Annotated in this window: 24 protein-coding genes; 10 read left to right on the forward strand and 14 right to left on the reverse strand. The window is 34.4% G+C overall.

Annotated elements, in window-relative coordinates; translation table 11 throughout:
• Positions 1-39: 39 nt before the first annotated feature.
• From IL45_RS13460 to IL45_RS13475, 4 genes are all read right to left on the reverse strand, one after another.
• Positions 40-1,083 (reverse strand): M28 family metallopeptidase, encoded by a 1,044-nt coding sequence (locus IL45_RS13460; protein WP_409365912.1) that lies wholly within the window; start codon positions 1,081-1,083, stop codon positions 40-42.
• 27 nt (positions 1,084-1,110) lie between these two features.
• A complete protein-coding gene (locus tag IL45_RS13465) occupies positions 1,111-1,905 on the reverse strand; it encodes a carboxypeptidase-like regulatory domain-containing protein (RefSeq protein WP_036584843.1) in 795 nt (264 codons plus the stop codon).
• Between the two features lie 63 nt (positions 1,906-1,968).
• The gene (locus IL45_RS13470; RefSeq protein WP_036584845.1) at positions 1,969-2,538 is read right to left on the reverse strand and encodes a non-canonical purine NTP diphosphatase; all 570 of its coding nucleotides are present in this window, start codon (positions 2,536-2,538) and stop codon (positions 1,969-1,971) included.
• A 2-nt stretch (positions 2,539-2,540) separates the two neighbouring features.
• The gene (locus IL45_RS13475) at positions 2,541-3,185 is read right to left on the reverse strand and encodes an alpha/beta hydrolase (RefSeq protein WP_036584847.1); all 645 of its coding nucleotides are present in this window, start codon (positions 3,183-3,185) and stop codon (positions 2,541-2,543) included.
• A gap of 34 nt (positions 3,186-3,219) precedes the next feature.
• Here IL45_RS13475 and IL45_RS13480 point away from each other — a divergent pair, with 34 nt between their 5' ends.
• The gene (locus IL45_RS13480) at positions 3,220-3,639 is read left to right on the forward strand and encodes a PaaI family thioesterase (RefSeq protein ID WP_036584849.1); all 420 of its coding nucleotides are present in this window, start codon (positions 3,220-3,222) and stop codon (positions 3,637-3,639) included.
• A gap of 76 nt (positions 3,640-3,715) precedes the next feature.
• A complete protein-coding gene (locus tag IL45_RS13485; RefSeq protein ID WP_160165405.1) occupies positions 3,716-4,735 on the forward strand; it encodes a chorismate-binding protein in 1,020 nt (339 codons plus the stop codon).
• On the opposite strand, the gene IL45_RS13490 is transcribed toward IL45_RS13485, so the two are convergent.
• Positions 4,730-4,930, reverse strand: coding sequence for a hypothetical protein (locus tag IL45_RS13490; protein ID WP_036584851.1), 201 nt, complete (start codon positions 4,928-4,930; stop codon positions 4,730-4,732). The two genes, IL45_RS13485 and IL45_RS13490, sit on opposite strands and share 6 nt — an antisense overlap.
• 194 nt (positions 4,931-5,124) lie before the next feature.
• On the opposite strand from IL45_RS13490, the gene menD reads away from it, so the two are divergent.
• Both menD and IL45_RS13500 read left to right on the forward strand, forming a co-directional pair.
• The gene (gene menD, locus IL45_RS13495; protein WP_036584853.1) at positions 5,125-6,795 is read left to right on the forward strand and encodes a 2-succinyl-5-enolpyruvyl-6-hydroxy-3-cyclohexene-1-carboxylic-acid synthase; all 1,671 of its coding nucleotides are present in this window, start codon (positions 5,125-5,127) and stop codon (positions 6,793-6,795) included.
• 61 nt (positions 6,796-6,856) lie between these two features.
• Positions 6,857-7,192 carry a DUF2853 family protein gene (locus IL45_RS13500; RefSeq protein ID WP_006795449.1) on the forward strand — a complete coding sequence of 112 codons (336 nt, stop codon included), beginning with the start codon at positions 6,857-6,859 and terminating at the stop codon, positions 7,190-7,192.
• Between the two features lie 54 nt (positions 7,193-7,246).
• On the opposite strand, the gene IL45_RS13505 is transcribed toward IL45_RS13500, so the two are convergent.
• Genes IL45_RS13505 through IL45_RS13515 form a run of 3 tightly spaced genes read right to left on the reverse strand, consistent with a single transcriptional unit; the run spans position 7,247 to position 9,139 of the window.
• On the reverse strand, positions 7,247-7,504 hold the full coding sequence (locus IL45_RS13505; protein WP_051788740.1) for a hypothetical protein: 258 nt from the start codon (positions 7,502-7,504) through the stop codon (positions 7,247-7,249).
• Positions 7,501-7,938 carry a c-type cytochrome gene (locus IL45_RS13510; RefSeq protein ID WP_036584856.1) on the reverse strand — a complete coding sequence of 146 codons (438 nt, stop codon included), beginning with the start codon at positions 7,936-7,938 and terminating at the stop codon, positions 7,501-7,503. Before IL45_RS13510 ends, IL45_RS13505 begins: the two co-directional genes overlap by 4 nt.
• 1 nt (position 7,939) lies before the next feature.
• On the reverse strand, positions 7,940-9,139 hold the full coding sequence (locus IL45_RS13515) for a PQQ-dependent sugar dehydrogenase (RefSeq protein WP_036585410.1): 1,200 nt from the start codon (positions 9,137-9,139) through the stop codon (positions 7,940-7,942).
• A gap of 283 nt (positions 9,140-9,422) precedes the next feature.
• On the opposite strand from IL45_RS13515, the gene IL45_RS13520 reads away from it, so the two are divergent.
• Positions 9,423-10,583, forward strand: a complete 1,161-nt coding sequence (locus IL45_RS13520; RefSeq protein WP_036584857.1) for a hypothetical protein — start codon at positions 9,423-9,425, stop codon at positions 10,581-10,583.
• A 143-nt stretch (positions 10,584-10,726) separates the two neighbouring features.
• Here IL45_RS13520 and IL45_RS15350 read toward each other — a convergent pair whose 3' ends face one another.
• The 4 genes from IL45_RS15350 to IL45_RS13540 all read right to left on the reverse strand — a co-directional run bounded on the left by IL45_RS15350 (position 10,727) and on the right by IL45_RS13540 (position 16,854).
• Positions 10,727-10,849 (reverse strand): hypothetical protein, encoded by a 123-nt coding sequence (locus IL45_RS15350; protein ID WP_262496362.1) that lies wholly within the window; start codon positions 10,847-10,849, stop codon positions 10,727-10,729.
• Between the two features lie 565 nt (positions 10,850-11,414).
• Positions 11,415-11,816, reverse strand: a complete 402-nt coding sequence (locus IL45_RS13530) for a DUF2452 domain-containing protein (protein WP_036584862.1) — start codon at positions 11,814-11,816, stop codon at positions 11,415-11,417.
• Between the two features lie 251 nt (positions 11,817-12,067).
• A complete protein-coding gene (locus IL45_RS13535; RefSeq protein WP_036584864.1) occupies positions 12,068-15,787 on the reverse strand; it encodes a T9SS type A sorting domain-containing protein in 3,720 nt (1,239 codons plus the stop codon).
• A gap of 53 nt (positions 15,788-15,840) precedes the next feature.
• A complete protein-coding gene (locus IL45_RS13540; RefSeq protein ID WP_036584866.1) occupies positions 15,841-16,854 on the reverse strand; it encodes a hypothetical protein in 1,014 nt (337 codons plus the stop codon).
• Between the two features lie 171 nt (positions 16,855-17,025).
• Here IL45_RS13540 and IL45_RS13545 point away from each other — a divergent pair, with 171 nt between their 5' ends.
• The 4 genes from IL45_RS13545 to IL45_RS13560 all read left to right on the forward strand — a co-directional run bounded on the left by IL45_RS13545 (position 17,026) and on the right by IL45_RS13560 (position 22,131).
• Complete coding sequence (locus tag IL45_RS13545; RefSeq protein WP_036584868.1) at positions 17,026-17,292, forward strand: hypothetical protein; 267 nt, start codon at positions 17,026-17,028, stop codon at positions 17,290-17,292.
• 35 nt (positions 17,293-17,327) lie between these two features.
• Positions 17,328-18,167, forward strand: coding sequence for a 1,4-dihydroxy-2-naphthoyl-CoA synthase (locus IL45_RS13550; RefSeq protein ID WP_036584870.1), 840 nt, complete (start codon positions 17,328-17,330; stop codon positions 18,165-18,167).
• A 246-nt stretch (positions 18,168-18,413) separates the two neighbouring features.
• Positions 18,414-20,885: a DUF2339 domain-containing protein gene (locus IL45_RS13555; RefSeq protein ID WP_036584872.1), complete on the forward strand. Its 2,472-nt coding sequence runs from the start codon at positions 18,414-18,416 to the stop codon at positions 20,883-20,885.
• A 1-nt stretch (position 20,886) separates the two neighbouring features.
• Positions 20,887-22,131, forward strand: a complete 1,245-nt coding sequence (locus IL45_RS13560; protein ID WP_036585412.1) for a DUF3999 family protein — start codon at positions 20,887-20,889, stop codon at positions 22,129-22,131.
• A 33-nt stretch (positions 22,132-22,164) separates the two neighbouring features.
• Here IL45_RS13560 and IL45_RS13565 read toward each other — a convergent pair whose 3' ends face one another.
• Together IL45_RS13565 and gcvT are read right to left on the reverse strand one after the other, a co-directional pair.
• Positions 22,165-22,980 (reverse strand): sugar nucleotide-binding protein, encoded by an 816-nt coding sequence (locus tag IL45_RS13565; protein WP_036584874.1) that lies wholly within the window; start codon positions 22,978-22,980, stop codon positions 22,165-22,167.
• Positions 22,981-22,984: 4 nt separating this feature from the next.
• On the reverse strand, positions 22,985-24,067 hold the full coding sequence (gcvT, locus tag IL45_RS13570; protein ID WP_036584876.1) for a glycine cleavage system aminomethyltransferase GcvT: 1,083 nt from the start codon (positions 24,065-24,067) through the stop codon (positions 22,985-22,987).
• 145 nt (positions 24,068-24,212) lie between these two features.
• Between gcvT and IL45_RS13575 the strand changes: the two genes are divergently transcribed.
• Positions 24,213-25,748, forward strand: coding sequence for a bifunctional ADP-dependent NAD(P)H-hydrate dehydratase/NAD(P)H-hydrate epimerase (locus IL45_RS13575; protein ID WP_036585415.1), 1,536 nt, complete (start codon positions 24,213-24,215; stop codon positions 25,746-25,748).
• Positions 25,749-25,758: the final 10 nt, after the last annotated feature.

A 25,758-nucleotide genomic window follows, 5' to 3' on the forward strand; every position in this document is an offset into this window, starting at 1 on the left:
TAATTTAGAAAGCTGCTTTTTTTTATTAAGGTAAGAACTCTATTTTAAAGTAGGTCTGCTTTGGCTGTTTGCAAGTTCCCAAGCAGTTACAAATACGAGTTGAGCTCTTTTTTGATAAAGCTCGTACTCAATTTTATCAGGTGTATCGCCTGCACGGTGATAATCCTCATGTGTACCATTGAAATAGAAAATCACTGGTACATCATTCTTTGCAAAATTATAGTGGTCAGAGCGATAGTAAAAACGGTTAGGATCATCTTTACCATTATAAGTGTAATCTAGATCTAACTTCATGTATTTTTCATTGGCCATTTCAGAAAGATCATGTAAGTCCTGACTTAACATATCACTACCTATTAAGTAGATGTAGTCTGTTTTTGCTTCTCTTTTAGGGTCGATACGACCGATCATGTCTATGTTAAGATTTGCAATCGTGTTTTCCATAGCATATACAGGATTCTCAGAATAGTACTTACTACCATAAAGTCCGATCTCTTCACCAGTAACGTGTAAGAATAGGATAGAGCGTTTAGGTCCGTATCCATCTTCTGCGGCTTTCTTAAAAGCTTCGGCAATCTCGATAAGTGCAATCGTACCACTACCATCATCATCTGCACCATTAAATACGACACCGTTCTTAGTACCGATATGGTCTAGGTGAGCAGATATTACCAGTACTTCTTCAGGCTTTTCAGTTCCTTTAATGAATCCTAGAACATTTTCTGAGGTAAGGTCTGGTTTGTTGAAGTAACTACCAGGAACCGTTTGAAAATAGCTTCCGTCCAGATTTCCACCAGCGACGCCCATTTTCTCATATAAGGACTGAAGATACTCTACCGCTTTTTTCTGTCCTGGAGATCCTGTGTAGCGACCTTCCATTTCATCACTAGCATAGTAATATAGTTGGTCTCTAAGTTCGTCTAAAGTAATTGTATTAGCATACTTCATAGCGTCTACATCTGCATATGCGTTTGTAGATACCATTTCTTTTTTATCCTTTTCTTCGTTGGATTTTTTCTTGCTAGAACAAGAAGCGATAAGGGCAACAGCGCTTATGGCTAGTATGGTGTGTTTAAAATTCAAGATAATATAGTTTAGTGTTGGTTTAATTTAATTGCGTTTAAGAACCTTGTATTCTTCATAACACTCGCTTATAGCGTCTAGTATTTGAAGATCATTTGCGGTATCAATAAAGGATTTAGAGTACTGGCAATTGCGTAAGATAGCATCAATACTTACTTTATCCATTTGAAGTAAGTTCATTAAGGTCTCTCGGTCATACTTACTTTGTAGTAAGTTACGTATCTCATCTTGTTCTTTAATCTGCCTTAATTTGCGCATGGAAGTACCTTTCTTACCAAATACATTATAGAGGAAATCTGCTGGATTAAATATAGAGCCCAGTACCTTAGTTACAGCGCCTGGTTCATCATTACCAGCTTCATAAGCTTTAGGTAAACCGCTAATGCTGTAGCGTCTATTATTATAGATAGGAGCTTTGCGCGCATCGATCTCTAAAAATCCTGTAAGCGCCACCACTTTAATATCGATTTCTTCTAATGCGATTCCTTTTTCGGTCATAGAAATAGTGACATCTCCAAATTTGAGCCAGTCTTCTGTTACTTTAACTGTGATGGTCTCAAAGCCTATATATGAGAAGAATAGCGTATCGTTAACACGAGCTGGAATTTTAAAAGCTCCAGATTCTGTAGAGATCGTACCTTTTACTTGATTAAGGTTAACGATATTCACATTGCTGATGATGCTATCATTTTTGGCATTGAGTATTTTACCAAAAACAGACGTGCTTTTAGATGTTTCAGTGCTAGTCGTATTCTCCTGTGCAAGACCTATGCTTGTAATCAAGAGAATTAATAGTAGGGTAAGTTGTTGTAATGCTTTCATTCTGTGAGCTAAAATAATGTAACGAGTTGGGTTTTAATGAGGTTTATTAATTAATTAACTACCTTAAGTTAAATAAGCAATTAGCTTTTTCAACGCAATACCACGATGACTTATTTCACCTTTCTCGACTAAACTCATTTGAGCAAAGGTTTTTTCATAACCATTAGGCATAAAAATAGGGTCGTACCCAAAACCTTTATCGCCATGATAGGACTTAGTTATTACACCATCACAAACACCTTCAAAAAGCGTCTGACATCGATCCATATCTAGTGCAAATACAGTTACAAATCGGGCACTACGATCTCGTTTGTCTTCTAGGTTTTTGAGTAAAAGTTCCATGTTGTCTTCACTACTTTTATGCTCTCCAGCATATCTAGCACTATAAACGCCAGGTTCATTATTAAGGGCAAAGACTTCTAATCCTGTATCATCAGCAAAAACAGGTAGGTCATAACGCTGTCTGATAAATTGAACTTTTTGTGCTGCGTTACCAGAAATAGTTGTTGAGGTCTCTGGAATATCTTCGTGCATTCCTATATCATCAAGACTTAATAGTTTGATGTTTTCTGGCATCATGATTTGAACTTCTTTGAGCTTATTCTTATTATGAGTAGCAAATATGATTTCCATTTTTAAAGTGTGTTTGAGATGTCGACTAGTAATTGAGTGTCAACTTCATGTTTTATATCTGGTCTGTGTAATTCACATTCCGTGCCGAAAAGCATCTGGATTTTTTTATTTTCTCGTTGTATTAAATCAGCAGTGACATATTCATCTTTGGTTCCAGATATATGAATGTTTCTAGTGGATAACGATTTGAATTTTACACTATCTAATTCGTTGAATTCGTTAGGTATAGAGCCACTGTGCATTACTAAAGCTTTAACTGGTGAATTGTAGTGTAATAAGAACCTTGTGGCAATTGAAACACCTTGTGAGTAACCCATGATTACCATTCTTTTATCGCGGTGTAAGCCTTCTTCTTTTAAAACAGCATCTACATAATTAAGGTTGTTTTGCATTTCTTGATCTGTGTCAACTCTAGTAAGCCAGCTAGAACCTACATGCTTAAAGTTTTTACCTAGATAGTATTTTGAAGGCGCTTGTAAAACAATCACTGCATTTTTCAACGGGTCTAAACCAGTAAAATATCTTTTAAAAAACCTGGCGAGGTATCCTAAGCCGTGAAAACAAATCCATATATTCTCTGTAGTTTCAGTTACAGGATTTAATACCTCGTATGAATTAGTATGTTGATAAGAGATTGTTTTTACCATAGTTTGATGACTGTTCCTTATTTTTGGTAAAGATATGGACAAAGAACAGATACTTGCTAGTTGCAATCAGATATGTAAAAATACACTTATGGAAACTCTTAAGATTGAGTTTGTTGATGTAGGTGAGGATTTTCTAACAGCTCGCATGCCAGTGACATCGAGAGTTCATCAACCAGATGGAGTGTTACACGGTGGTGCTAGCGTCGCTCTAGCAGAATCTGTAGGTAGTGCGGCGAGTTATATTTTTTTGAATACAAAAGAATTTGCAATACGAGGATTAGAGATAAGTGCAAATCACACCAAATCAAAAAAGGATGGTGATGTATTTGCGACAGCTCGATTCTTGCATAAAGGTCGAACGACACAGCTTTGGGAAATCAGAATAGTGGATGAAGAAGATAGATTGATATCAATCTGTAAGCTTACCACAATCGCTCTAAAAAAAGACTCTTAAACCTTTTAAATTATACCGCTTGCGCCAAAAGTTATTCCAATATTTAAACTTCCTTCTTGAGCAAGACCTTCCGTTTTTGGCACTTAAAATGGCAGGTTCAACTGAGGTAAAAGTAGTTGCTCAAAATGATCAAACCTGGCATAAAACAACACCTGACAAAGTGGCTTATGCTGTTTTTTCAAAATTTCAAAGCAATGAAAATCAGGTTTATATTCATGCTGATAAGGTCTTAAACTTTAGGTATGATGTTTCTGCATCACCACCAGAAATTAAACTGTCGATAATTCCAGAAGATGGTAAAAAAGCCTACTTAGAGCTTTTTGAAAAGGCCATAACGCGATTAGAAAAAAAGCAATTAAGTAAAGTAGTACTTTCCAGAAAACAAGAGTTTGCTATTGAGGATTCTGATCTTACTATTTTTGAGAGATTGTTAGATACCTATCCAACCGCAAATGGATATTTTTTCTATCATCCACAGGTAGGTAAATGGATGGGTGCAACTCCAGAATTATTGATGAATGCTGAAAGTGATGGTTTGTATTCAGCACAATCGAGAACTGATGCCATACCGCTTCAAGTTTCTACCATGTCACTAGCAGGTACAGCAGTTGATGATGGTAGTTTAAATCATGTATGGGGCGATAAGGAAAAAGAAGAACAACAATTAGTAACAGACTTTATCATCTCTCAATTTAAGGAATCTGGTGCAATAGATATTAAACAATCACCAGTAGAAACGGTTCAAGCTGGACATCTAATACACTTACGAACTTTTATACAAGCTCGATCTAGTACAAATCAGATAGAACATCTGTTAGGTGCTTTGCATCCTACACCAGCAGTTTGCGGATTACCTAGAGATGAATCTATGGAGTTTATTGTTAATAACGAAAACTATGATAGAAGTTATTATACAGGCTATTTAGGGATTGTAAACGGTGCTTCACACCATTACTTTGTTAATTTAAGATGTATGCAACTGGTGGATAAAAAGGCTATTATTTATGTAGGTGGTGGCGTTACAGCAAAAAGTGATGCTTTGCTAGAATACCAAGAGACTAGGGCAAAGTTGCAAACAATGCATCGATTATTATAAAATACTTCTAAATGCTGTTTTAAGTAAAGCACCACGCATTCTTTGTGGGGCAGTAGTTCTAGATGTTTGTGTTTTAGATTGAGAAATTGTTCTTGTAAATGAGTTCTTAACCTTTGTAGCTGTTGAGCTTACAAATAGTACCGATTCATATATTCCTATAAAGGTGTAGAAGATTACAAATTTGAATATTCTCATAGGTTGGTCAGTTTAAGAGAACTAAAGATGATGATTTTATTTTGAATAGCAAAGCGCAATTTTTTGAAAATGACATTTCTATTGTCAAAAGGTCTGTATAAACAGTTGAAGTGACTTATGATATTTGAAATAATTGTAATTCATTTAGCACTTCATATTTGAAGATTGTTGATGCCTGCTTTACCTTTGCTATAATGCTATCAGACATACTTCACGCGCAACAGGTACTACTTCTTTTTAAAAAAAGAGCAGTGCAACATATCGTTATTTCTCCAGGATCTAGAAATGCACCTCTAACCATAAGTTTTACAAACGATTCTTATTTTAAGTGTTATAGTATCGTTGATGAACGGTGTGCATCACACTTTGCAATGGGTATCGCACAGCAATTAAAGCAACCTGTAGCAGTAGTTTGTACTAGTGGTAGTGCATTGTTAAATTACTATCCTGCTGTTACTGAGGCTTTTTATAGTGAGATTCCATTAATAGTCCTTAGTGCAGATCGTCCACCACATAAAATAGATATAGGTGATGGACAAACGATCAGACAGCAACATGTTTATGCTAACCATATTCTTTATGATACACATCTAGAGATGATTAATAGTCTAGATGATCAAGAAGCGATGGCGACTAATGAAAGGCTAATCAATAAAGCAATTAATGTCGCCATAACAAATCATGGACCTGTACATATCAATATACCATTTGAAGAACCGCTCTACAATACGGTAAATGTTCCTAAAGTCGATCCTAAGGTGGTTGATCCTATTATTGAAACTAATGCGAGTATACCATCCTTATTTATAGATAGATGGGAGAAAGCTAATCGTAAGTTGGTCATTTTATCTACTTTAAATCCTGATGTATTTACTCAAGATCAGTTGAACTTAATAACCAGTGATCCAACAGTGTTGGTAATAAGTGAAGTGAGTTCTAACATCAGACATGAGAAAATTATATGGGGAATAGATACCCTAATCGCGCCTATTGAAAATGATGAAGATGCTATTGCGCATTTGCAACCTGATATGGTCGTTACCATAGGTGGAATGATCGTTTCTAAAAAAATCAAACAATACCTGCGCAGGTTTGAGACACAATATCATTACCACATCGGTAATCGTCGTGCATATGATACTTTTTTCAAGTTAGCTGGACACATTAAAACAGCTCCAACACATTGGGTTGATCAATTATCTATAAATGAAACTTCAGATAGTTATAGGGATTACTGGCTGCAGTTTTTTAATAATTATCTAATCAAAAGAACGGATTACCTAGCTGCAATACCATGGAGCGATTTTAGAGCCTTCAATTTGATATTTGATAGTTTGCCTGATGATATCGTTTTGCAATTGGGAAACAGCAGTACAATCAGATATGCGCAGCTTTTCCCTATGAACCCGACGCACACCGTATTTTCTAATCGAGGAACTAGCGGTATAGATGGTTCTACGAGCACAGCCATAGGAGCTGCTGTTGCTCAAGATAAACCTACTGTATGTATCACAGGTGATTTAAGCTTTTTGTACGATAGCAATGCTTTGTGGAATAATTACATTCCAGCAAATTTTAAAATAATTGTTATCAATAATAGTGGTGGCGGAATTTTCCGAATTCTACCTGGTGAAAAAGATAATCACACCTTTGATACTTATTTTGAAACGACTCACCAGTTAGACGCTAGTCATTTATGTAAAATGTATGATATTAATTATCATAGGGTTGATGGAGAAGACGCTTTCGCGAAAGCGTATGAAAAATTCCTGAATGATAATTCAAAACCTCAATTACTAGAAATATTTACACCTAGACTTGAAAATGATACCGTTCTTCTAGACTACTTTAAATTTCTCAAATAGAATTTCATCATATCTTATTAATTCTTACATTTAAAGTCTTAACTAATAAACGTAAAATACAATGAGTAAATTTGATGAAAGAGTAGAGAAGTATACCAAAGCTTACAAAGAAAAAGTAGGTGGTAAACTAGATGAAGAGTTATTGAGAAAAGTAACTAAAGGATTAGGGCCATCAATCTATAACAAAGATGCTGAAACTGTAAGTGCTGAAAAAAGCGAGATGGAACGTGTGGTGACTAACTACTTGAAGAAAAAATTAGGTCTTTCAGGTGATAATTTAATGGAGTCTGTAGAGGCTGTTATTGAAAAGTACGGTAAGAGTGAGCGTGCAAAGTATCGCGCTTGTATCTATTACATGCTTTGTGTACACCACGGAAAAGAATCTGTATACAACTAGAAATTAACTAGTAAACATATAAAATCCCGATGCGTGAGCATCGGGATTTTTTAATTAATTTTCTTTGTATTCATCATTGAGAATTAAATTTACAACATACCGAACAGCTTCGACTTCAGTTCTAAAATAAGCCAACGTTTCTTTTTTTCCTCGCTCTGTATAATACCACTGAAAAAGTTCTCCATTCTTTTCCATTCCATAACTTTCATTTATGAAATTGTCAGTAATACTATAGCCAAGAAATGAGTAATTATTGGTATTTATCCATTCCTCTAAATCTTGTAATGTGAGTATTTCTCTTTTTAAGGTCATTTCTCTACCGCTTCAACTTCTTCTAGTGTCACCATATCACCACTGTTCCAAGTTTGAATAGTATAATTCATCACGTCAACGACTTCATCATTTTCTAGACCTAGTGATAGCATGATATTATCATAGGATTGTCCATTGACTTCAATAGGTCCTTTAAGGCCGTATTTTACAGCATGGATACTTTCCGTTCGTTTATCTGTCAGCCAGTTTGATGGATTAAGAGGAGGAAAAGCACCTGGAACACCTTTTCCACTAGTCATATGACAGGTCACACAATTCTCTCTATAAATTTCTCTACCTCTTGCGACACTTGCTTCTAGAGGTGTTTTTTTAATCTCCTTTTTTTCTACAGGAGCGGCTGCCCTAGTTTCGTTTTTAGAATTGCCACAACTGGTTAACACCATAAGAGCAACTAGAGTAATTAAATATTTCATTTTATTTTTTTTCTATTTTAAATATTCCTTTTCCTTCGACAGCAATATAAATAAGTCCATCAGGACCTATTTTTACATTGCGCAAGCGACCTATTTTATCGGCAACCTTTTCTCTTTTTGTCACTCGATTACCGTCCATATAAAGCATTTCAAGATATTGAAATTTTAATGATCCTACTAAGAAGTTACCATTCCATTTTTTATAAGCTGGATTATTAATAATAGCAAAACCACTAGGTGCAATGCTGGGTACCCAATAGTAAATAGGTTGTTCCATGCCTTCTTTTTCTGTAATGTCAGTAAATGTCGTGCCGCTATAATTAATACCATAGCTTATGACTGGCCAGCCATAGTTCTTTCCAGATTCTATAATGTTAATCTCATCACCACCTTGTGGTCCATGCTCATGTGCTATAATCTTCCCAGTTACTGGATGAGTCGTCATTCCCTGCGGATTTCTATTTCCATAACTGTAAATAGCAGTTTTAATTCCTATGGTATCAATACCTTTTGTAATCTCTACAAATGGATTATCGTCAGGAATGCTGCCATCATCATTAATACGGTAAATTTTACCACAGTCTCTATAAATATCTTGCGGATTCACATCACGGTTACCTCGATCACCTATGGAGAAATATAAATGACCTTCTCGATCCCATGTAAATCTGCTACCGAAGTGTTGCCCTTTTTTAGAGTTGGGCATCGCTTTATAAAGGACTTCTAGGTCTTCTAACTTATTGTTTTTAAGTACAGCTCTAGCGATAGTGGTATTTCCTCCATCGCCACCACCCATTTTTGAAGCATAAGAGATGTAAATGAAGTTGTTTTTTTCAAATTGTGGATGAACAGTCACGTCTAGTAATCCACCTTGACCACGCAAGTAAACCTCTGGTACACCTTTAATCTCTATGCTTTTTGAACCATTGAACTTGTAAAGTCGTCCTTCTTTCTCTGTATAAAGCAAGTCACCATTAGGTAACCAGGTCATTCCCCACGGAATATCGAGGTTTTCAATGATAGGAGTGATGGTGTAATCTTTCTGGTCATCTATTAATGGAACGTTATCGACTTGTGGTGCATTGTTTTCTGTGGTCGTTGAATTATTTGTGGTGGTAGCTTCGACGAGTTGCTGATTATTAGTTTCTTTGCAAGAGACTATGGTTGACAGCAGTATGAGTATCGAAATATATTTTTTCATTACGAGTAAGTTTTTTTTAAAAATACTACCGCTTTGTTCTATAAAAGTTAAAAGCATAAAAATTCTTTGATTTTGCTGTTTAAAGATCTTAGGAGATTGTTTTTTAGTATGGTTTTCCTTTTTGGGTTAATTGTTGAAAATCAGTTTAAACGATTAAAGTCAATACGTTTTAACGATGATTTGTGTGTTTTGGAGGGGTTTTTTGTAAATAGAAAATAGAATATATTAGATTAGTTGAGGTTCATAGTATCTTTGCGACGTTATATTTTTAAAAATAACTCTTATGCTAACTAGATTTTTATTTATAGCTTTTCTTGTATTCAATCATATAGTTGTTAATTCTCAGGTAGGTGTTGGTACAGATACTCCTGCAAACTCATCTATGTTACATATTAGTGGAACAACTGATGGTATTAACTTTAAAGGTTTTATGCCTCCTAGAATCCCAAGTGAAGTAGAACGTAATACAATAAACCCTGAAATTGCAGACGCAGGACTGCTTATTTTTTTACAAAGTACAGGTTGTTTGCAAATATGGACAGGAAGCAATTGGAGAGATATTTATTGTTCTAATAGTATCGTTGATTTTACCAATGCGTCTCAAACTCTATTTGAAGGAGTAGGTGGTATTGATTTTCAGTTTGATATAGAAGATCCTTCCTCTACGCAGTCACTTACGTTTTTAATTTCAGCTTCAAGTTATACGGATCTTGATGAGTCTACTGGAGTAACTATTACTATTCCACCGGGTGTTACGTCTTTTACAGCGACAGATGTTTTTACGATAACAGATGACGCAGTAGAAGAAACTTCCGAAGATGTCATTTTTACTATTTCTAATCTAACTGGTGGTCAAGGAACACCGAGTATAGGAACAACTAATCCACATACGGTTACTATTGTTGATAATGATACTCAATTATTAGATCTTTGGATTAATGAGTTTCATTATGATAATAATGGTGTTGATACGAACCAATTTGTAGAATTAGCTGGTATTGCCAATACCAATTTAGGCACTTATGAAGTTGCTCTCTACAATGGTTCTGGTAATGCTTATCGTTATTGGAGTAATTCTAATACCTCACTAGCAGATACTAATGGCAATGGTTATGGATTTATTACAATAACTATTCCTGAAAATAATAATTTTGAGAATGGTATAGGAGCTATCGCATTGAGCTTGAATGGTTCTGTTGTTCAGTTTATTAGTTATGGCGGTGTAGTCACAGCTAGTAATAGTAATACTTTTGGAATAAACATCGCTGCGGGAATGACTTCTACAAATATTGGTATACAGCAAACAGGTGATGCTACTTTAGATCCTGCGGGAGCATCGCTTCAATTAACAGGTGCAGGAAGAACCTTTGGTGATTTTACTTGGATCAGAACTCAGATGAGTACTCGAGGGGCAGAAAATACTGGTCAAACTATTTCTAATTAAAAGATTTACTTTTTTTCAATCATAAAAAATCTCTTTTCATAGGAGAAAAGAGATTTTACAGTTTATGGTTAGTTATAATTTATGTGATAGGCGAGTGAAGGCTAATTCAAACTAAATCCTAAATGATAAATTAATATAGAGTACTATGCTTGATAAGGTGAAATTCCCCAATCGTCAGTAGCATTTCCTGTTCTAGGTGTGATTCTGTTACGTGATAACATCGGGAAATCAGAATCAGAGTCGATAAATCTATTAGTAATACGCATGATAGTAAGTTTATGTGGTTATAATATTAGAGTAGTTAATAGCATGTATTATGCTAATCTGTAACGTCTTTTTGCATTCCAGTTATCGCTGTAAGTTCTGTCTGGACGGAATCTTTTATTCGTTAATTCAGTGATGGTTTTAAAGGTGTCGCTCGCTTTCATAATAGTTGTTTTTTGTTGTTATGCTTATATGACGACACTTTTTTTAAAATGTTACACTACTTTGTAAAACATAGTAGTAAAAAATTTATAAAACATTGTTATTTAGGTGATTGTATTGCTAATTTTTTTAGCATTATTTAAGAAAGGAGAAGATTATAATCGTCTAATTCACTTTTAAGAGGTGAATTTTACATTTGTTATAATACTATTAGAGTATGATATTGATAATACTTTTATTCTGGATGAGTTGTATTTGGTTTTATCGTAAGACAAAACCATATAGGAGAAGAAAAGAATTGATTGCTTTTTGGGTAATGGTCTTTATCCCTGGAATAGGGACTATGTATCACTGGAGAAGTCGATCCTCTTTTAAGGAACGTATAAATTTGCGAAAAACAAAGAGTTAGATTTGCTCCCAAAGCTTTTCACTCGATAAGCGATAGGTTCCTACAAAATCCCAATTACATTCTTGTGGTGCAATGACAGATAGGAAATGCCTGCCGTCTTTACCTAAATATAGGTGGTAGATTTCACCTACAATAGGTTCAAAAGAGAATTTTGCTCCATATACCAACTGATTATCCTCAAATTTTTTAACCATGGCATCATACTCTGCTTTAAGTTGTTCAAATTTGGATTTGATTTCATGGTTGACCTTATTAATATTGGTTTGCTTCCATGATGTGATATCAGGTGTTGTTATTTTAGGAGCTGCAACGCCACTGGAATAGGGAAGAAGTGCGGCATTATAAGTGCCAGTTTCTTCATCATACACAACATAATCTGGTTTTTTTTCCTCGCTCATGTTACAAATTTACGATACGTCCACTTGTTTTGTGTAAGATTAACATGAATTTCTTAAACAAGAAATCGAGACAGATGCGCCTATCCCGATTTTAATAACTCATCAATCCCCTACAATTGCTGAATCATTTTACTAAAGTATTGATTATTAGGTATAAAATACGTGGTAAAATCATATTATGTCATTCTCATTCTATGAAACCTTAGTTTGACTTGATGAAATACGCTTTCGCGAAAGCGTAACACATTAACTTACTTTTTCACAAATTTTAATGATTGCCATAAATTGTTATTCTTAATGGCTACAAAGTAAATTCCCGTTTCAAAATTACTGCTATCAATTCCATCATTAGTATTATAATTACCTTCCATTATTATTCTACCGTTGATGTCGTAAATAATAAATTGATTATCATCTAGAGTCTCACCTTGAATATAAAATTGACTAACCGTAGGGTTAGGATATAGTTTTAAGGTTTCTTTTTGTGAGATAAATGAATCATTAGATAGTATTGCGCAACCACAATCATCTTGAGAATAGTAAAAGAATTTTCGTTGACATGGATTATAGCTTATTGCTATAGGACAACCATTAGAAAAATAGTCCACGATTCTAGTAACTACCCAATCACATCTTAAGTCATTTATGCCTGATGAGGTATCATTGAGCCCGAATTGATTACCAATTCCGGTTGTGTTGACATTTGGGAAAGTGCCTGTTGTAAATGCTCCATTATTTTCGTGGTAATACATTCTACCTCCAGAACTATTAGGTAATAGCGGATCACTTAGTAATAAATCTATATCGCCATCACAATCTACGTCGTAGAGTTCTGGAGTAGGATAGCTGCCACTGTTTTCAGGAATGAATGGGTTAGTTATTCCATTCCCAAATGAGGTATAGTTTTGTGGACTAACTAAATTAAAAAACGGATAAGAAGTTGAACCATTATTCTCAAAGTAAACAGTTCCAGGGAAATTCACACTCTGCGAGGATAGCAAAATATCTGGCAATCCATCATTATTAATATCTCCTACGGCAAGTAATGCTGGACCATATCGATAATCTATATTATCAAATAATAATTGTACCCCAAAACTAAAATTACCGGAACAGTCATTATAGTATACTACAGTAGATGTATTAACACCATATACTACGATGTCTAAACATCCATTATTATTCCAGTCGTATAATCTGTAGGAAAGAGCATTTTGAATATTCATATTCACTGGCGGCATATTAAAAACAGGAGTGGTATTTGTACCAGCTGTATTTTCTAACCAATACAAAACTGGAAAACCAGAACTGCTGTCCATTTTTGTATATAGAATATCTATGTCACCATCATTGTCTATATCACCATATTCCTTATCGAGAGTGCTAAAGCGATCAGTATCTAATTCTTGTTCAATCGCTAATGGAAATAAATTACCAGCTGCGGTTTGATATGGCAAGAAATCAAGAGGTTCACATTGATCAAGAGGCGAGTCTATGGAAAGTTCAACAAGATTACTAGGAATTATAATACCTGTTCCTGCATCACAATTAACGAGGTAAGCACTGTTTGATACAATAGAATTTGTTCCTGCATTAATGGAAGGAAAACTAGCGTTTAAATCGATCGTGAAACTATTCCCAGGATTAAGAATCGTATTATTTTCATATAAAACTGTCTGAGTAGTACTGGAAGAATTACTACTACCTGTGGATACTGTATTACAATTAAAATTATTTGAAGACGTAGTATTTGATGGAGTGGTATTGAGATAAGACACATTAAAATCTGGAGCAATAGATGAAACATTTACCATGGAGAAACTACTATTCCGTGGTAAAACTGTAGGGAAATAGACATCACCTGCAGCAGGTAGCTCATCAATAATTTGGAATTGATTTAACGCTTTGTTCCCAAAGTTCTCAACCGTCATTCTATAGTAAACATCAATATTACATGTTGGGTCATAAATCAAAGGACCATCTTGAAAGGTAATATTATCGTCAGATATTTGTTTTTTTAAGGATATGACTACAGATTCTATGACATTCACTTTAGCAAAATCAGTGGTTACAGATAAGTTATTTGCACTATCTGTTATAGTCGCAACATTATCTATATTCCCTGGTACTGTAAATGGCTTTACTCTTACTTTAACTATAGCACAAAAGAATTGATTTACAGTATTTAAACAGGTATTTGCAGCAAAGAAGCTGGAGCAATTTTCAACTAAATTTAAAGAGTTCCAAGTCAGATTTTGACCACTTTGAGTAAAAGTAGTTCCAGCAGGCATATTAGAATTATCTACAGAAATAAATTCATACTTAGAGTCTAAAACATCTGTAAGAACACCATTGAAGTCCAGACTACCGTTGTTCTGAACACATATTTCAAATTCTAGTTCATCAGTAGGAACTATGTTTGTGATACTGGTTTGATAGGGATCACCAGTATTAGCTTTTCGTACTTTTTTAACAGCACATAGTTTTACTTCTTCGGCAGCTACAGTAAATGATGCGCAACTGTTATTAGAAAAAGAGACATTTGTCGCAGGAGCTTCAAGTAGTATTTCCCCTTGAAAATCTGAACAATTTGTAACTACAGTACCAATCGTTAATGCGGGATCAACTGAAAATAAGATTGAAATGTTTAATTGATCACCAGGGAAAAGAAGTGTATTATTCTGTGCGCTCAACTGTAAACTATTACCTGTTGTTATAGGAGTAAAAACACCATTATAGCCAGTACTTAAGTCTACAGGAATAGCAGGATTTCCATTCAGGATGAGATCAAAGTTGGTATTTTGAGAAGCACTATTTATAAGACCACTTATTTGCACAGTTTGAGGTATGATATCAAAAGGTAAATTATCTATGATATCGACCATTGCAACAGGTCTATTATCAGTATTTGAATACAAAATATCATATACACCTTGACAACCTGCCACTGGATTAGTTATAAAAACATTCTTAACCATTGAACTACCTAAAGTAGGCGGTGGTAAATTATCAACAGCCGTTACCGTTGCCGTATCACTTGCTATAGCTGTTACAGGAGTACCACCTATCGGTGTACCATTTAATTCAACAGTATTTGAAATAATCTGTCCATTTGTGAATGCTGGACAATTGCTGTAATCTACTTCTACAATAAACTGAACGTTCTCAAATGGATTAGAACCTATTAGGTTATTATTAAGAGTAATAATGTTCGTTACCGGATCAAGTGTTCCAGGACCACTTATTAACGTCGCAGTAGCACATGGTGGTGATACTATTTCTGAAATAGTGGGATTTTGAAGATTGAGCATACCAAATGAAATTCCTTGATAGCTAGGATCCTTTTCTACGATAATATTAAATTGAGCTTTTCCTCCAGTAGTAGGAACAAAGAAATCTCCATTTTGATTAGTTACAGCTGGGAATAAAGGCGTTTTGGAAATTTTTCCCCAAGGATTGATGGCGCTTGCGGTACTTGTTATACCAGTCGTAGGTCCAAAATTTTCTGTTCCTGTCGTTGTCGTATAATCTGCAGTTATATTATTAGTTGCGGTAAACCCGTCTGGAGTATCACCGGCGCAGAAAGTTACATTAATGGTAAAAGAACCACGTTGTATATTACTAGGAATACTGAATACTACGGCAGGTAAAGTACTTGTGTCTATCAATCCAGTAATTGAACTTGATACTGGATTACCATTAAAATCTACAAAAGTATTATCTGCTGTTATATCGCTAGCTGTATAGCATAATCCAGCTGGTAATATATCAGTAATAGTTAATGTGTTTGCTGGATTTAAATTTTGAAAATCTATTTTATAAGCAAATGGCTCACCTGTTGCGATGCTGGCAACTTGAGGAGTCGATTTTTGGATGGTCGCTTCACCCGTTTGACTACTGGCACTAATTGTTTGCGCCTGCAACTGAATTGACAATATTAAAAAGGTAAATAAAGGGATGAAATTTTTCATAAATTTAATTTTAATTCGAGTGCATTTACTCATAAAACTTATGGTTAATAACTCTAAACTTGCTTGTGCACAAATCCAAAAATGAAACCATTAAACGATTGTGTTACAAATGATGGACTTGCGTCTAGATTAAATTCTATGATTTCACTAATATCCTGCCCACCAGATGAAGGACTACTTGGGAAATTAGTAACTATGTGCAATCTCTTTCCGCAATCTTTCCATTCTATACTTACAGAATCCATATTGATATTTAGATTATCTTCTAACACGGTTACTGAATAGTTATTAGCGCCATTGATTTTAATTTCTAATAAATCGATGCTTCCTTGATTATCCGTCACTGCATAGAATACATCTTTATCGGCGTTGTATTCTAATCCTGTGGTAAAGCCTCCAATTCCATTAATACTTCTATAATCTGTTATTATCCCACTTATAGGGTTGAAATAGATAATATCATTTCCTACTCTAAAGTAAATGGTGTCTACATCATTAGTTGTACTAGTGGCAAACGTAAAAGAGCCATCGGTTACTAAAGTTCCCGGATTAAATAACACTTGTCCTAAAGATGGACCTATGCTACCATTAGAAGGATTCATTATATGAATATCAAATCGAGGTGCGGCTGGGTTAGCATCAAAATCTAGAACGTATAAAACGCCTTGAAAAAATACTGGTGCTGTAAATCTACCTAGATTAGTCTGTACAGTTGCTGGTAAACTAAAGTTGTTCAAGGTATTAGATGTCTCATCATAAACAAACCCATCTACTCCTTCTTCTTGATCAAACCATACAAACCTTTTATTTATTTTATCCCATGCGCTAGGATGGTTGCGTAAAGAGTTACTTATTCCTATTCCACCGTTTACAGTAAACGAACTAGTGGTAATATTTGAAGTTGTGTTTTGAATTACATCTATTACACCATTCGGATTTCCCATATTACTACTTCTTAAAGCATAGTAGGTATTATCTGTACAAGTTATAGTTGTAGCGGTCCCGTCATCTTCTGTACAAGAAAATGAAATAACGATCAGGATTAAGAGTAAAATTTTGATTTTCATGATTGTAGTATTTGAAGTAAAACTGATAAGAAAAACAGGTGGATACTAGAGTAAATTCAGGAACGGTTATTTTGAGTTGAGGAACGGTAAAGCTTTAATATAAAATGTTGATGAAGTGATCTCGCTTTCGCGAAAGCGTAACAATTATGCCCTATCTGCTACTAATGAAATATGACAAACGAAATACACTTTAAAGATTTTGAACCACAAGTAATTAAAAAAAGCTTTTGGTCGGGAAATGACTATGAATCAACAGAAGTGGTTCTAGAGCGCGTTAATGAATGGATCCGTAAGAATTACAATTTTAAAATCATTAATGTAGAAACCTTATTAGTTCCCACAATGAGCTACACAAAAAAGAAAACAAACACCAAAAAATTGAATATGGGCGGCGGCTATGTTTATATGATTGAGGTGGTGAGAGTATGGTATCAATAGGATAGGACTTATATTTGTAATCTAAAATTATATATATGTCCATCAACTGGAAAACTGCCATAGAATTTGAAGATATCACCTATAAAAAAAGTAACGGTATTGCCCGTATAGCTTTTAATAGGCCAGAGGTACGCAACGCCTTTAGACCTAAAACGGTTGCCGAATTGATTAAAGCATTTTATGATGCACAAGAAGATCTATCTATAGGTGTGGTTATTTTAACCGGTGAAGGACCGTCTAAAAAAGATGGTGGATGGGCTTTTTGTAGTGGTGGCGATCAAAATGCTCGTGGTCATGATGGTTATAAGGATGATTCTGGTACTGGTAGATTAAATATTCTAGAAGTACAACGCATGATCCGTTTTATGCCTAAGGTGGTGATATGTGCCGTACCTGGATGGGCTGTAGGTGGTGGACACAGTCTACATGTAGTTTGTGATATGACCATCGCTAGTAAAGAGCATGGTGTTTTTAAACAAACAGATACCGACGTGGCTAGTGTAGATGCTGGTTATGGTAGTGCCTATCTAGCAAAGATGGTAGGACAGAAAAAAGCACGTGAGATTTTCTTTTTAGGAAGAACCTATAGCGCTCAAGAGGCTATGGACATGGGAATGGTTAATGCTGTAGTACCGCATGAAGAGCTGGATCAAACAGCCTATGATTGGGGACAAGAAATACTTAAAAAATCTCCTATAGCAATTAAAATGGCAAAATTTGCTATGAATGCAACAGATGATGGTATGGTAGGGCAGCAGGTATTTGCAGGTGAAATGACACGTCTTATTTACATGACTGATGAAGCTCGAGAAGGTCGTGAGGCTTTCCTAGAAAAACGTGAACCTAATTGGGGAACAGATCGATACATTCCATAATGATCGGAATATGATGTAAATCTATTTTAATCGTAATATTTTAAAAATAATAGGTCATCTTAATTATATAAGCTGACCTATTTTTATATGATATATGAGTGTATGATTTTTTAAACAATAGAGTATTTAGTCATTTATTGATTTAAGATTATCAAACCACGTGTCGTGTAAGCATAAACTAACACTCTGTTTTTAATTAAATTAGCAGTTGATATCTAGCAATATATCTCCTACAAGAATTCTGTTATGACAAATCATCAAGAGACAATCAAGCAATTGATTGAACAAATAGGAATACTCTCTAGAAAGCAAGAGGCTTTTAAGTATGAGATATTTGAGTTAAAAAATAAACTAGATCAATTACAATCTTCTATTGATGCATCTGATAATGTAGAAAAAGCAACATTAGATCAAACCGATTATGTGGTTAAAAGTGAACCTATTGTGAGTGGACATAGGGAATGGATAGATTCCAATGTCCATGATGAAGCGACAATAGCACAACCAAGTTTTCAACATCATAAAAATCAAAATAGTAAAGTAACTCATAATACTCCTCAAAAGTCTAAGAAGCTTTCACCATTTAGAAAATCTAATCTAGAAAAGTTTATAGGTGAAAACTTATTGAATAAAATAGGAATTCTAATATTAGTGATAGGGATAGGAATAGGAGCAAAATATTCAATTGAGAATGAATTAATAAGTCCTTTAACGCGTATTGTATTAGGTTATTTATCTGCTATCGGCTTATTAGGATTTGGGATTAAGTTAAAGAAGAAATACGAGTCTTACAGCGCAGTACTGGTAAGTGGCGCGATTGTTATTCTTTACTTTATTACCTTTTTTGCTTATAGTTTTTATGAATTAATACCGCAGACGGTAGCATTTGCGATGATGGTTTTATTTACGGTATTTACTATAGTGGCATCTTTAAATTATAACCGCCAGATTATAGCACATCTAGGTTTAGTAGGTGCCTATGCAGTTCCATTTTTATTAAGTAATGATTCTGGTAGAGTAGAAGTCTTGTTCAGCTATATCGCTATTATTAATATTGGGATTTTAATAATTGCCTTTAAAAAGTATTGGAAACCATTGTATTATTCGGCTTTTGGATTGACTTGGTTAATTTATCTATCATGGTTTGTGATGGACTATAGCAATGATTCTCACTTTATGCTTGCTTTAAGTTTCTTACTACTTTTTTATCTCACTTTTTATTTGACTTTCTTAGCTTATAAATTAGTCAAGAAAGAAGGTTTTGCAGCTACTGATATCGTAATGCTTTTAATGAATTCGTTCATATTTTATGGATTAGGTTATGCAATTCTTAATGATAACGCAATTGGCGAGGACTATCTAGGACTATTTACCTTAGGAAATGCTGTGATCCATTTTATAGTAGCTACTATCATTTATAAAAAGCAATTGAGTGATAAGAAGTTATTCTATCTAGCAACGGCACTAGTATTAGCATTTATATCCATTGCTATACCAGTACAACTAGATGGTAATTGGGTTACCTTATTATGGACAGCTCAAGCTGCATTATTGTTTTGGCTGGGTACATCAAAAAATATTTCTATTTATGAAAAGCTATCTTACCCATTGATAGCACTTGCTTTCATAAGTTTGATCCATGACTGGTCATATAATTATGATAGCTATTACCATCTAGAGGATAACTTAATAACACCATTGTTAAATACTAGTTTTCTAACTTCTATACTATTTACAACTGCAATCGGTTTTATAGTATTCTTACAACGTAAGGGTGATTTCATATCGTCATTAAAAGAAGGTAGCACTTGGTTAAAGATAGTGTCATATGCTGTTCCTATATTGTTTGTATTCAGTTTGTACTATTCTTTTAGGTTGGAAATAGAAGCTTATTGGAATCAGTTGTTTTCATTGTCAGAACTAGAAAATAAATCTATCAGTGATTATGTAGTAACCGTCAATGATTATAGTTTAAGGGATTTTAAAATAGTTTGGGTTATTAACTATACGCTACTATTTTTAGGTTTCATTGGGTATTTAAACTATAAAAAGATTAAAAACATAGTCCTAGAAAATTCAATCTTGGTACTGACAATTATAAGTGTTGTTGTATTTCTAACACAAGGATTATACGCATTAAGTGAACTAAGAGATGCTTATATAGAACCGTCCATCTACTATAATAGAGGTTCGTTTTATCTAATAATACGCTATATATCTTTTGCGTTTCTAGGTTTTTCAATACTATCCTTATATCGTTACATTAAAAAAGATGATATTCATAAAGGCTTCAAGATTGCTTATGATGTTATTTTACACATAACAATAGTTTGGGTGGTGAGTAGTGAGTTGATTCATTGGTTAGACCTGGCAGGTGCACGAGATTCTTATAAATTAGGATTAAGTATTCTATGGGGTGTTTATTCTTTCCTTTTAATAGGTTTCGGTATTTTAAAGAATAAACCATATTTGAGAATAGGAGGAATGGCACTATTTGCAATTACCTTAATTAAGTTATTCTTTTATGATATAGCGCATTTAAATACTATATCAAAAACGATTGTTTTCGTTTCTCTAGGGATACTATTGCTAATTATCTCGTTCTTATACAATAAGAATAAGAATAAAATTAACTATACCAGCGATACAAATTCCGAAAAATCTATTGAAGAAACAAAGGAATTCATTGATGAATTTGACAACCAAAACGATATTTAAAATGTTTCATATAAAAATTAAATTGTGCGTTAGCTTTATACTACTGATAAGTTGGTGTGCTACTGCTCAAATACCAAACTATAATTATGAACGCTCTCTTAAAGGTATAAGTGATGATTGGCATAGCGTTACCATACCAGATAATGTTTTTGGTAAATTACAACCATCGTTTCAAGATATACGCATTTATGGTATTAATGAAAAGATGGATACAATTGAGGTTCCTTATTATTTAAAGGTTAATAAAGATCATCTAGTTATAAAAGAACATAGTTGTCAGATCATCAACTCTTCTAAAACAGATGACGGGTATTTTTACACTATTAAGTTAAATCAACAATCAGATATAAGTGACATTAAACTTCTATTTGCAGACGCAAACTTTGACTGGAAAGTAAATTTAGAAGGTAGTCACGACCAGAAGCAATGGTTTAATATTCTAGAAAACTATAGAATTTTAGATATAGATAATACATCTACAAATTACAGTTATACCAACTTAAAGTTTCCAACCGCTAACTACCTGTACTATCGTATCGCAGTTAAGAGTGATAAGCAACCTACCTTAACGTCTGTCCATATATTTATGCAAAAACTGACAGATGGTATTTTAATAGATTATAAAGTAAAAGAAATAAAGACTTCACAAGACAAAAAAATGAAGTCCAGCGAGGTCGAATTTGAATTAGTAAATCCGGTACCGGTAAGTTCTATGAAGATAAATGTAAATGGTAGCAATGATTATTTTAGACCTATCAGTATGCAATATTTATTAGATAGTGTAAAAACGGAGAAAGGATATCTCTATAATTATACAACATTTAAAAGAGGAACATTAACATCTTTAGAAGATAATGAATTTGAATTTAATAGCACGATGGCTAAGAAATTTAAAATGGTGATTTCTAACGGTGATAATCAACCATTGGATATCAAATCTGTTGAGGTAAAAGGATTTAAATATGAATTGATTGCGAGATTTACAGAGTCTGCAGACTATAAACTTGTTTATGGAAATAAATCAGTTCATAAACCTCAATATGACATTATTAATTTTAAAAACAATGTGCCAGTAAATATTAAAGCACTCACCGTAGGTAATGAGAATCAGATATCAAAGAAGAATGTTCAAAGCAAGACTTCATTATTTGATAATGAATTATGGCTTTGGTCCATCATGGGAATCGTTATTTTAATATTAGGCGGTTTTACTTATAAAATGTTGGGAAACACTGTTAAGGATTAATTCTTTTAAGAACCGCTTTCGCGAAAGCAAACCTTAAAGAACAGCGCAGCTTTCAATAACTTCTTCAATAGTTAATTGTAAATGCTTAGGCAGCATATTATCCTTAGGAAGTACAGATAATTGACGGTCCTCATTACTATTAAATACCTGTTTTAATAATGGATGTGGATAGCCTAATGCCTGACATATCTCGCGTATCAAATCAATATGATGTATTAAATCCATACTGCCTAAATGAAAAACACCACGACGTCGCTTATTAATCAAATAGTGAATTTGCTGTGTTAATTTATTAATATGAGTGGCGTTAATAACTACATTTGGAAACACTTCAATAGCTTCCTTTTGTTCTAACTGTTGTTTCAAATCATCTACTCGTGGTGTGTTATTACCAAAAATCATAGGGATTCTACAAATCACATATTTAGATGGATGCAACCTCAATAAGGCGTTCTCTATTTTTATTTTAAATCTACCATAAACACTCTCAGAGAATGTTTTATCATACTCATAACTAGGGAAATTTGTAAAACGATCAAATACATTTGCGCTAGACATAAATATAATTCTAGAATCGTTTTTAAGAACCCAATCTATAAGCCTCATGTGCAAATGTACCTGCGAGTTAACATTACCACGCACTGCACTAACTATAAATTTAGGCTTTAGAGAATCTAAAAGACCATGAATATCTTCTAGTTCCATATCCAGCTGGTGGAAATGTTGATTCTTATCAAAGTCTTTGTGATCTGTTTTATAAGTAGTATGGACATCATAATAGGGTGCAAGCTCTTTGTAGAGTGCATTACCTATAAAGCCACTACCTCCTAAAATAAGAATACGATTCAATTAATTACTTTTTATAAAATGGTAATTTAATAACGGTAGCAGGTACTAATTTCTTGCGTATTTGGATGTGAATTTTGCTTCCAGGTGTCGCAAATATCGGTGGTACATATCCCATACCTATACCTATTCCCATTGATGGAGACATGGTACCACTGGTTACAATCCCTAGGTCTTGTTGGTTACTATCTTTAATTTCATAACCTCCACGAGGTATAGCACGCTCATCCATTTCAAAAGCGATTAACTTCCTGTCAACTCCTTTCTCTTTGTGCTCTAGTAATTGTTCGTGATTCACAAACTCTTTTGTGAACTTAGTTACCCAACCTAGACCAGCCTCATATGGTGATGTTGTATCATCGATATCATTACCATATAAACAATAACCCATTTCTAGTCGCAGTGTATCACGAGCAGCAAGACCTATAGGTTTAATTCCAAAGTCTGCACCTGCTTCAAATGCCTTATTCCAGATTTGTTCTACTTCACTGTTCTTACAATAAATTTCAAAACCACCAGAACCAGTATAGCCAGTAGCACTAATAATGACATTCTCTATACCAGCAAATTCTGCCACTTCAAAATGATAAAATTTTATAGCGCTTAAGTCTACAGGTGTTAAGGACTGCATGGCCTCAACTGCTTTAGGACCTTGTATAGCAAGTAAAGAGTAATCGTCAGATAGATTTCTCATATCAGCTTCCATGGTATTATGATTTGTGATATGAGCCCAATCTTTATCTATGTTAGACGCATTAACAACTAGTAAATATTGATCTTCTTTGATTTTATATACAATCATGTCGTCAACGATACCACCAGTCTCGTTAGGTAAATATGCATATTGTGCTCTACCTACAGTAAGTTTGGACGCGTCATTTGAAGATACTTTCTGAACTAAATTAAAAGCTTCAGGACCAGATATCAAAAATTCGCCCATGTGAGAAACATCAAATACACCTACATTATCACGTACGGTCTGGTGTTCAATATTAACTCCTTCATATTGTACAGGCATATTAAAACCTGCAAAAGGAACCATTTTTGCGCCTAGCGCTTCGTGTACTGCTGTAAGTGCTGTATTTTTCATGAGGTGTTTTTTTCAGTGCAGCAAATGTATGGATTAAACCTATTAATTTTAAAAAACATAGTCATAGAAAAATGTGAAATACTACCATAAGCATTAAAAGAATAGACACTCATTTGTTAAATTGCAAGCTGTTAAAACAAATACATTGAAAATACTAAGCGCACAACAGCTAGCAGAAGCTGATCAGTCTACCATAGATAAGAACCAGATCTCGAGCAATGATTTAATGGGGCATATCGCAAAACTTATATTTGATAAGATTCACCAGCGATTGCAGGGATCACCTGTACCCATTAAAATATTTTGTGGCATAGGAAAAAATGGTGGTGATGGACTAGCTCTTGCGAGACAAATGATTCAACATGGTTATCATGTCACGACTTATGTAACCAATTGCAGTAAAAAGCGTGCGCCAGAATTTTTATATCATTATGATAAAATAAAAGAGGTTACTAAAGACTGGCCTATTTTACTTTCTTGTAAAGAAGATTTTCCTGATTTGCATCCACAGGATATAATAATAGATGCCATATTTGGAACTGGAATTAATAGACCTATCGATGGCTGGATGGCAGATCTAGTACATTATCTTAATAAAACGCCTGCCTTTAAACTTGCGATAGATATGCCTAGTGGTTTGTATGCAAACACACCACAAGATATAGCCACACCTATAATACAGGCACAGCACACGTTCTCATTTGAGACACCTAAACTTAGTTTTTTCTTATCACAGACAGGTAAATTTACAGGTACTTTTGAGGTTGTTCAAATAGGACTTGATCCAGAATACATGATGAAAGCAGCACCGCTGGCACAAATCATTACACCAGATGCTGCAAAAAGCATGTATAAGCCACGCGATAAATTTAGTCATAAGGGCGATTATGGGCATGTGCTCACAATGGCTGGTAGTAAAGGAAAAGTAGGCGCTGCAGTGCTTTCCAATAGTGCAGCATTGAACATGGGAGCTGGAAAAGTGACTGCATATATTCCTGCACATGCAAATGTCATTTTACAAAGTAGCTTACCAGAAATCATGACCATATCTAGTTTAGGTGAAAATTTCATTACTGATTTTGAGCATGATATAAAAGACATCACTTTATGTGTAGGTCCTGGATTAGGTACTGGTGATGATGTGAGTTCCGCTTTCGCGAAAGCGTTATCACAACAGTCTCTACCAGTAGTAATCGATGCAGACGGGTTAAACATTCTATCTGATAACTCTGATTATTGGAAATTAATTCCTAAAAACTCCATTTTAACACCACATGATGGTGAGTTAGAAAAACTGATAGGGCAGTGGAAGGATGATTATGATCGTCTAGAGAAAGCTAAAAAGCTATCAATAGATAAAGACGTTATTTTAGTTCTTAAAGGAGCACACACTATAGCCGTATCTGGTAAGAATCTTTATATTAACGATACAGGTAATCCTGGAATGGCAACAGCAGGTAGTGGAGATGTTCTATCTGGTATAATAGCTGGCTTACTGGCTCAAAAATACGATGCACTAACGGCAGCTGTATTTGGGGTGTTTTTGCATGGTAGAGCTGGTGATATAGCTAGTCAAACCTATGCCCATGAAGGGTTAAAGGCAAGTATTATATCAAATTTTGTAGGTGCTGCAATACTAGATTTATTTAGACCAGAACCTCAACAACCGCAGCAACAATAAGAATTCTGTC

Source organism: Nonlabens ulvanivorans (genome assembly GCF_000732625.1).
Classification (GTDB): Bacteria; Bacteroidota; Bacteroidia; order Flavobacteriales; family Flavobacteriaceae; genus Nonlabens; species Nonlabens ulvanivorans.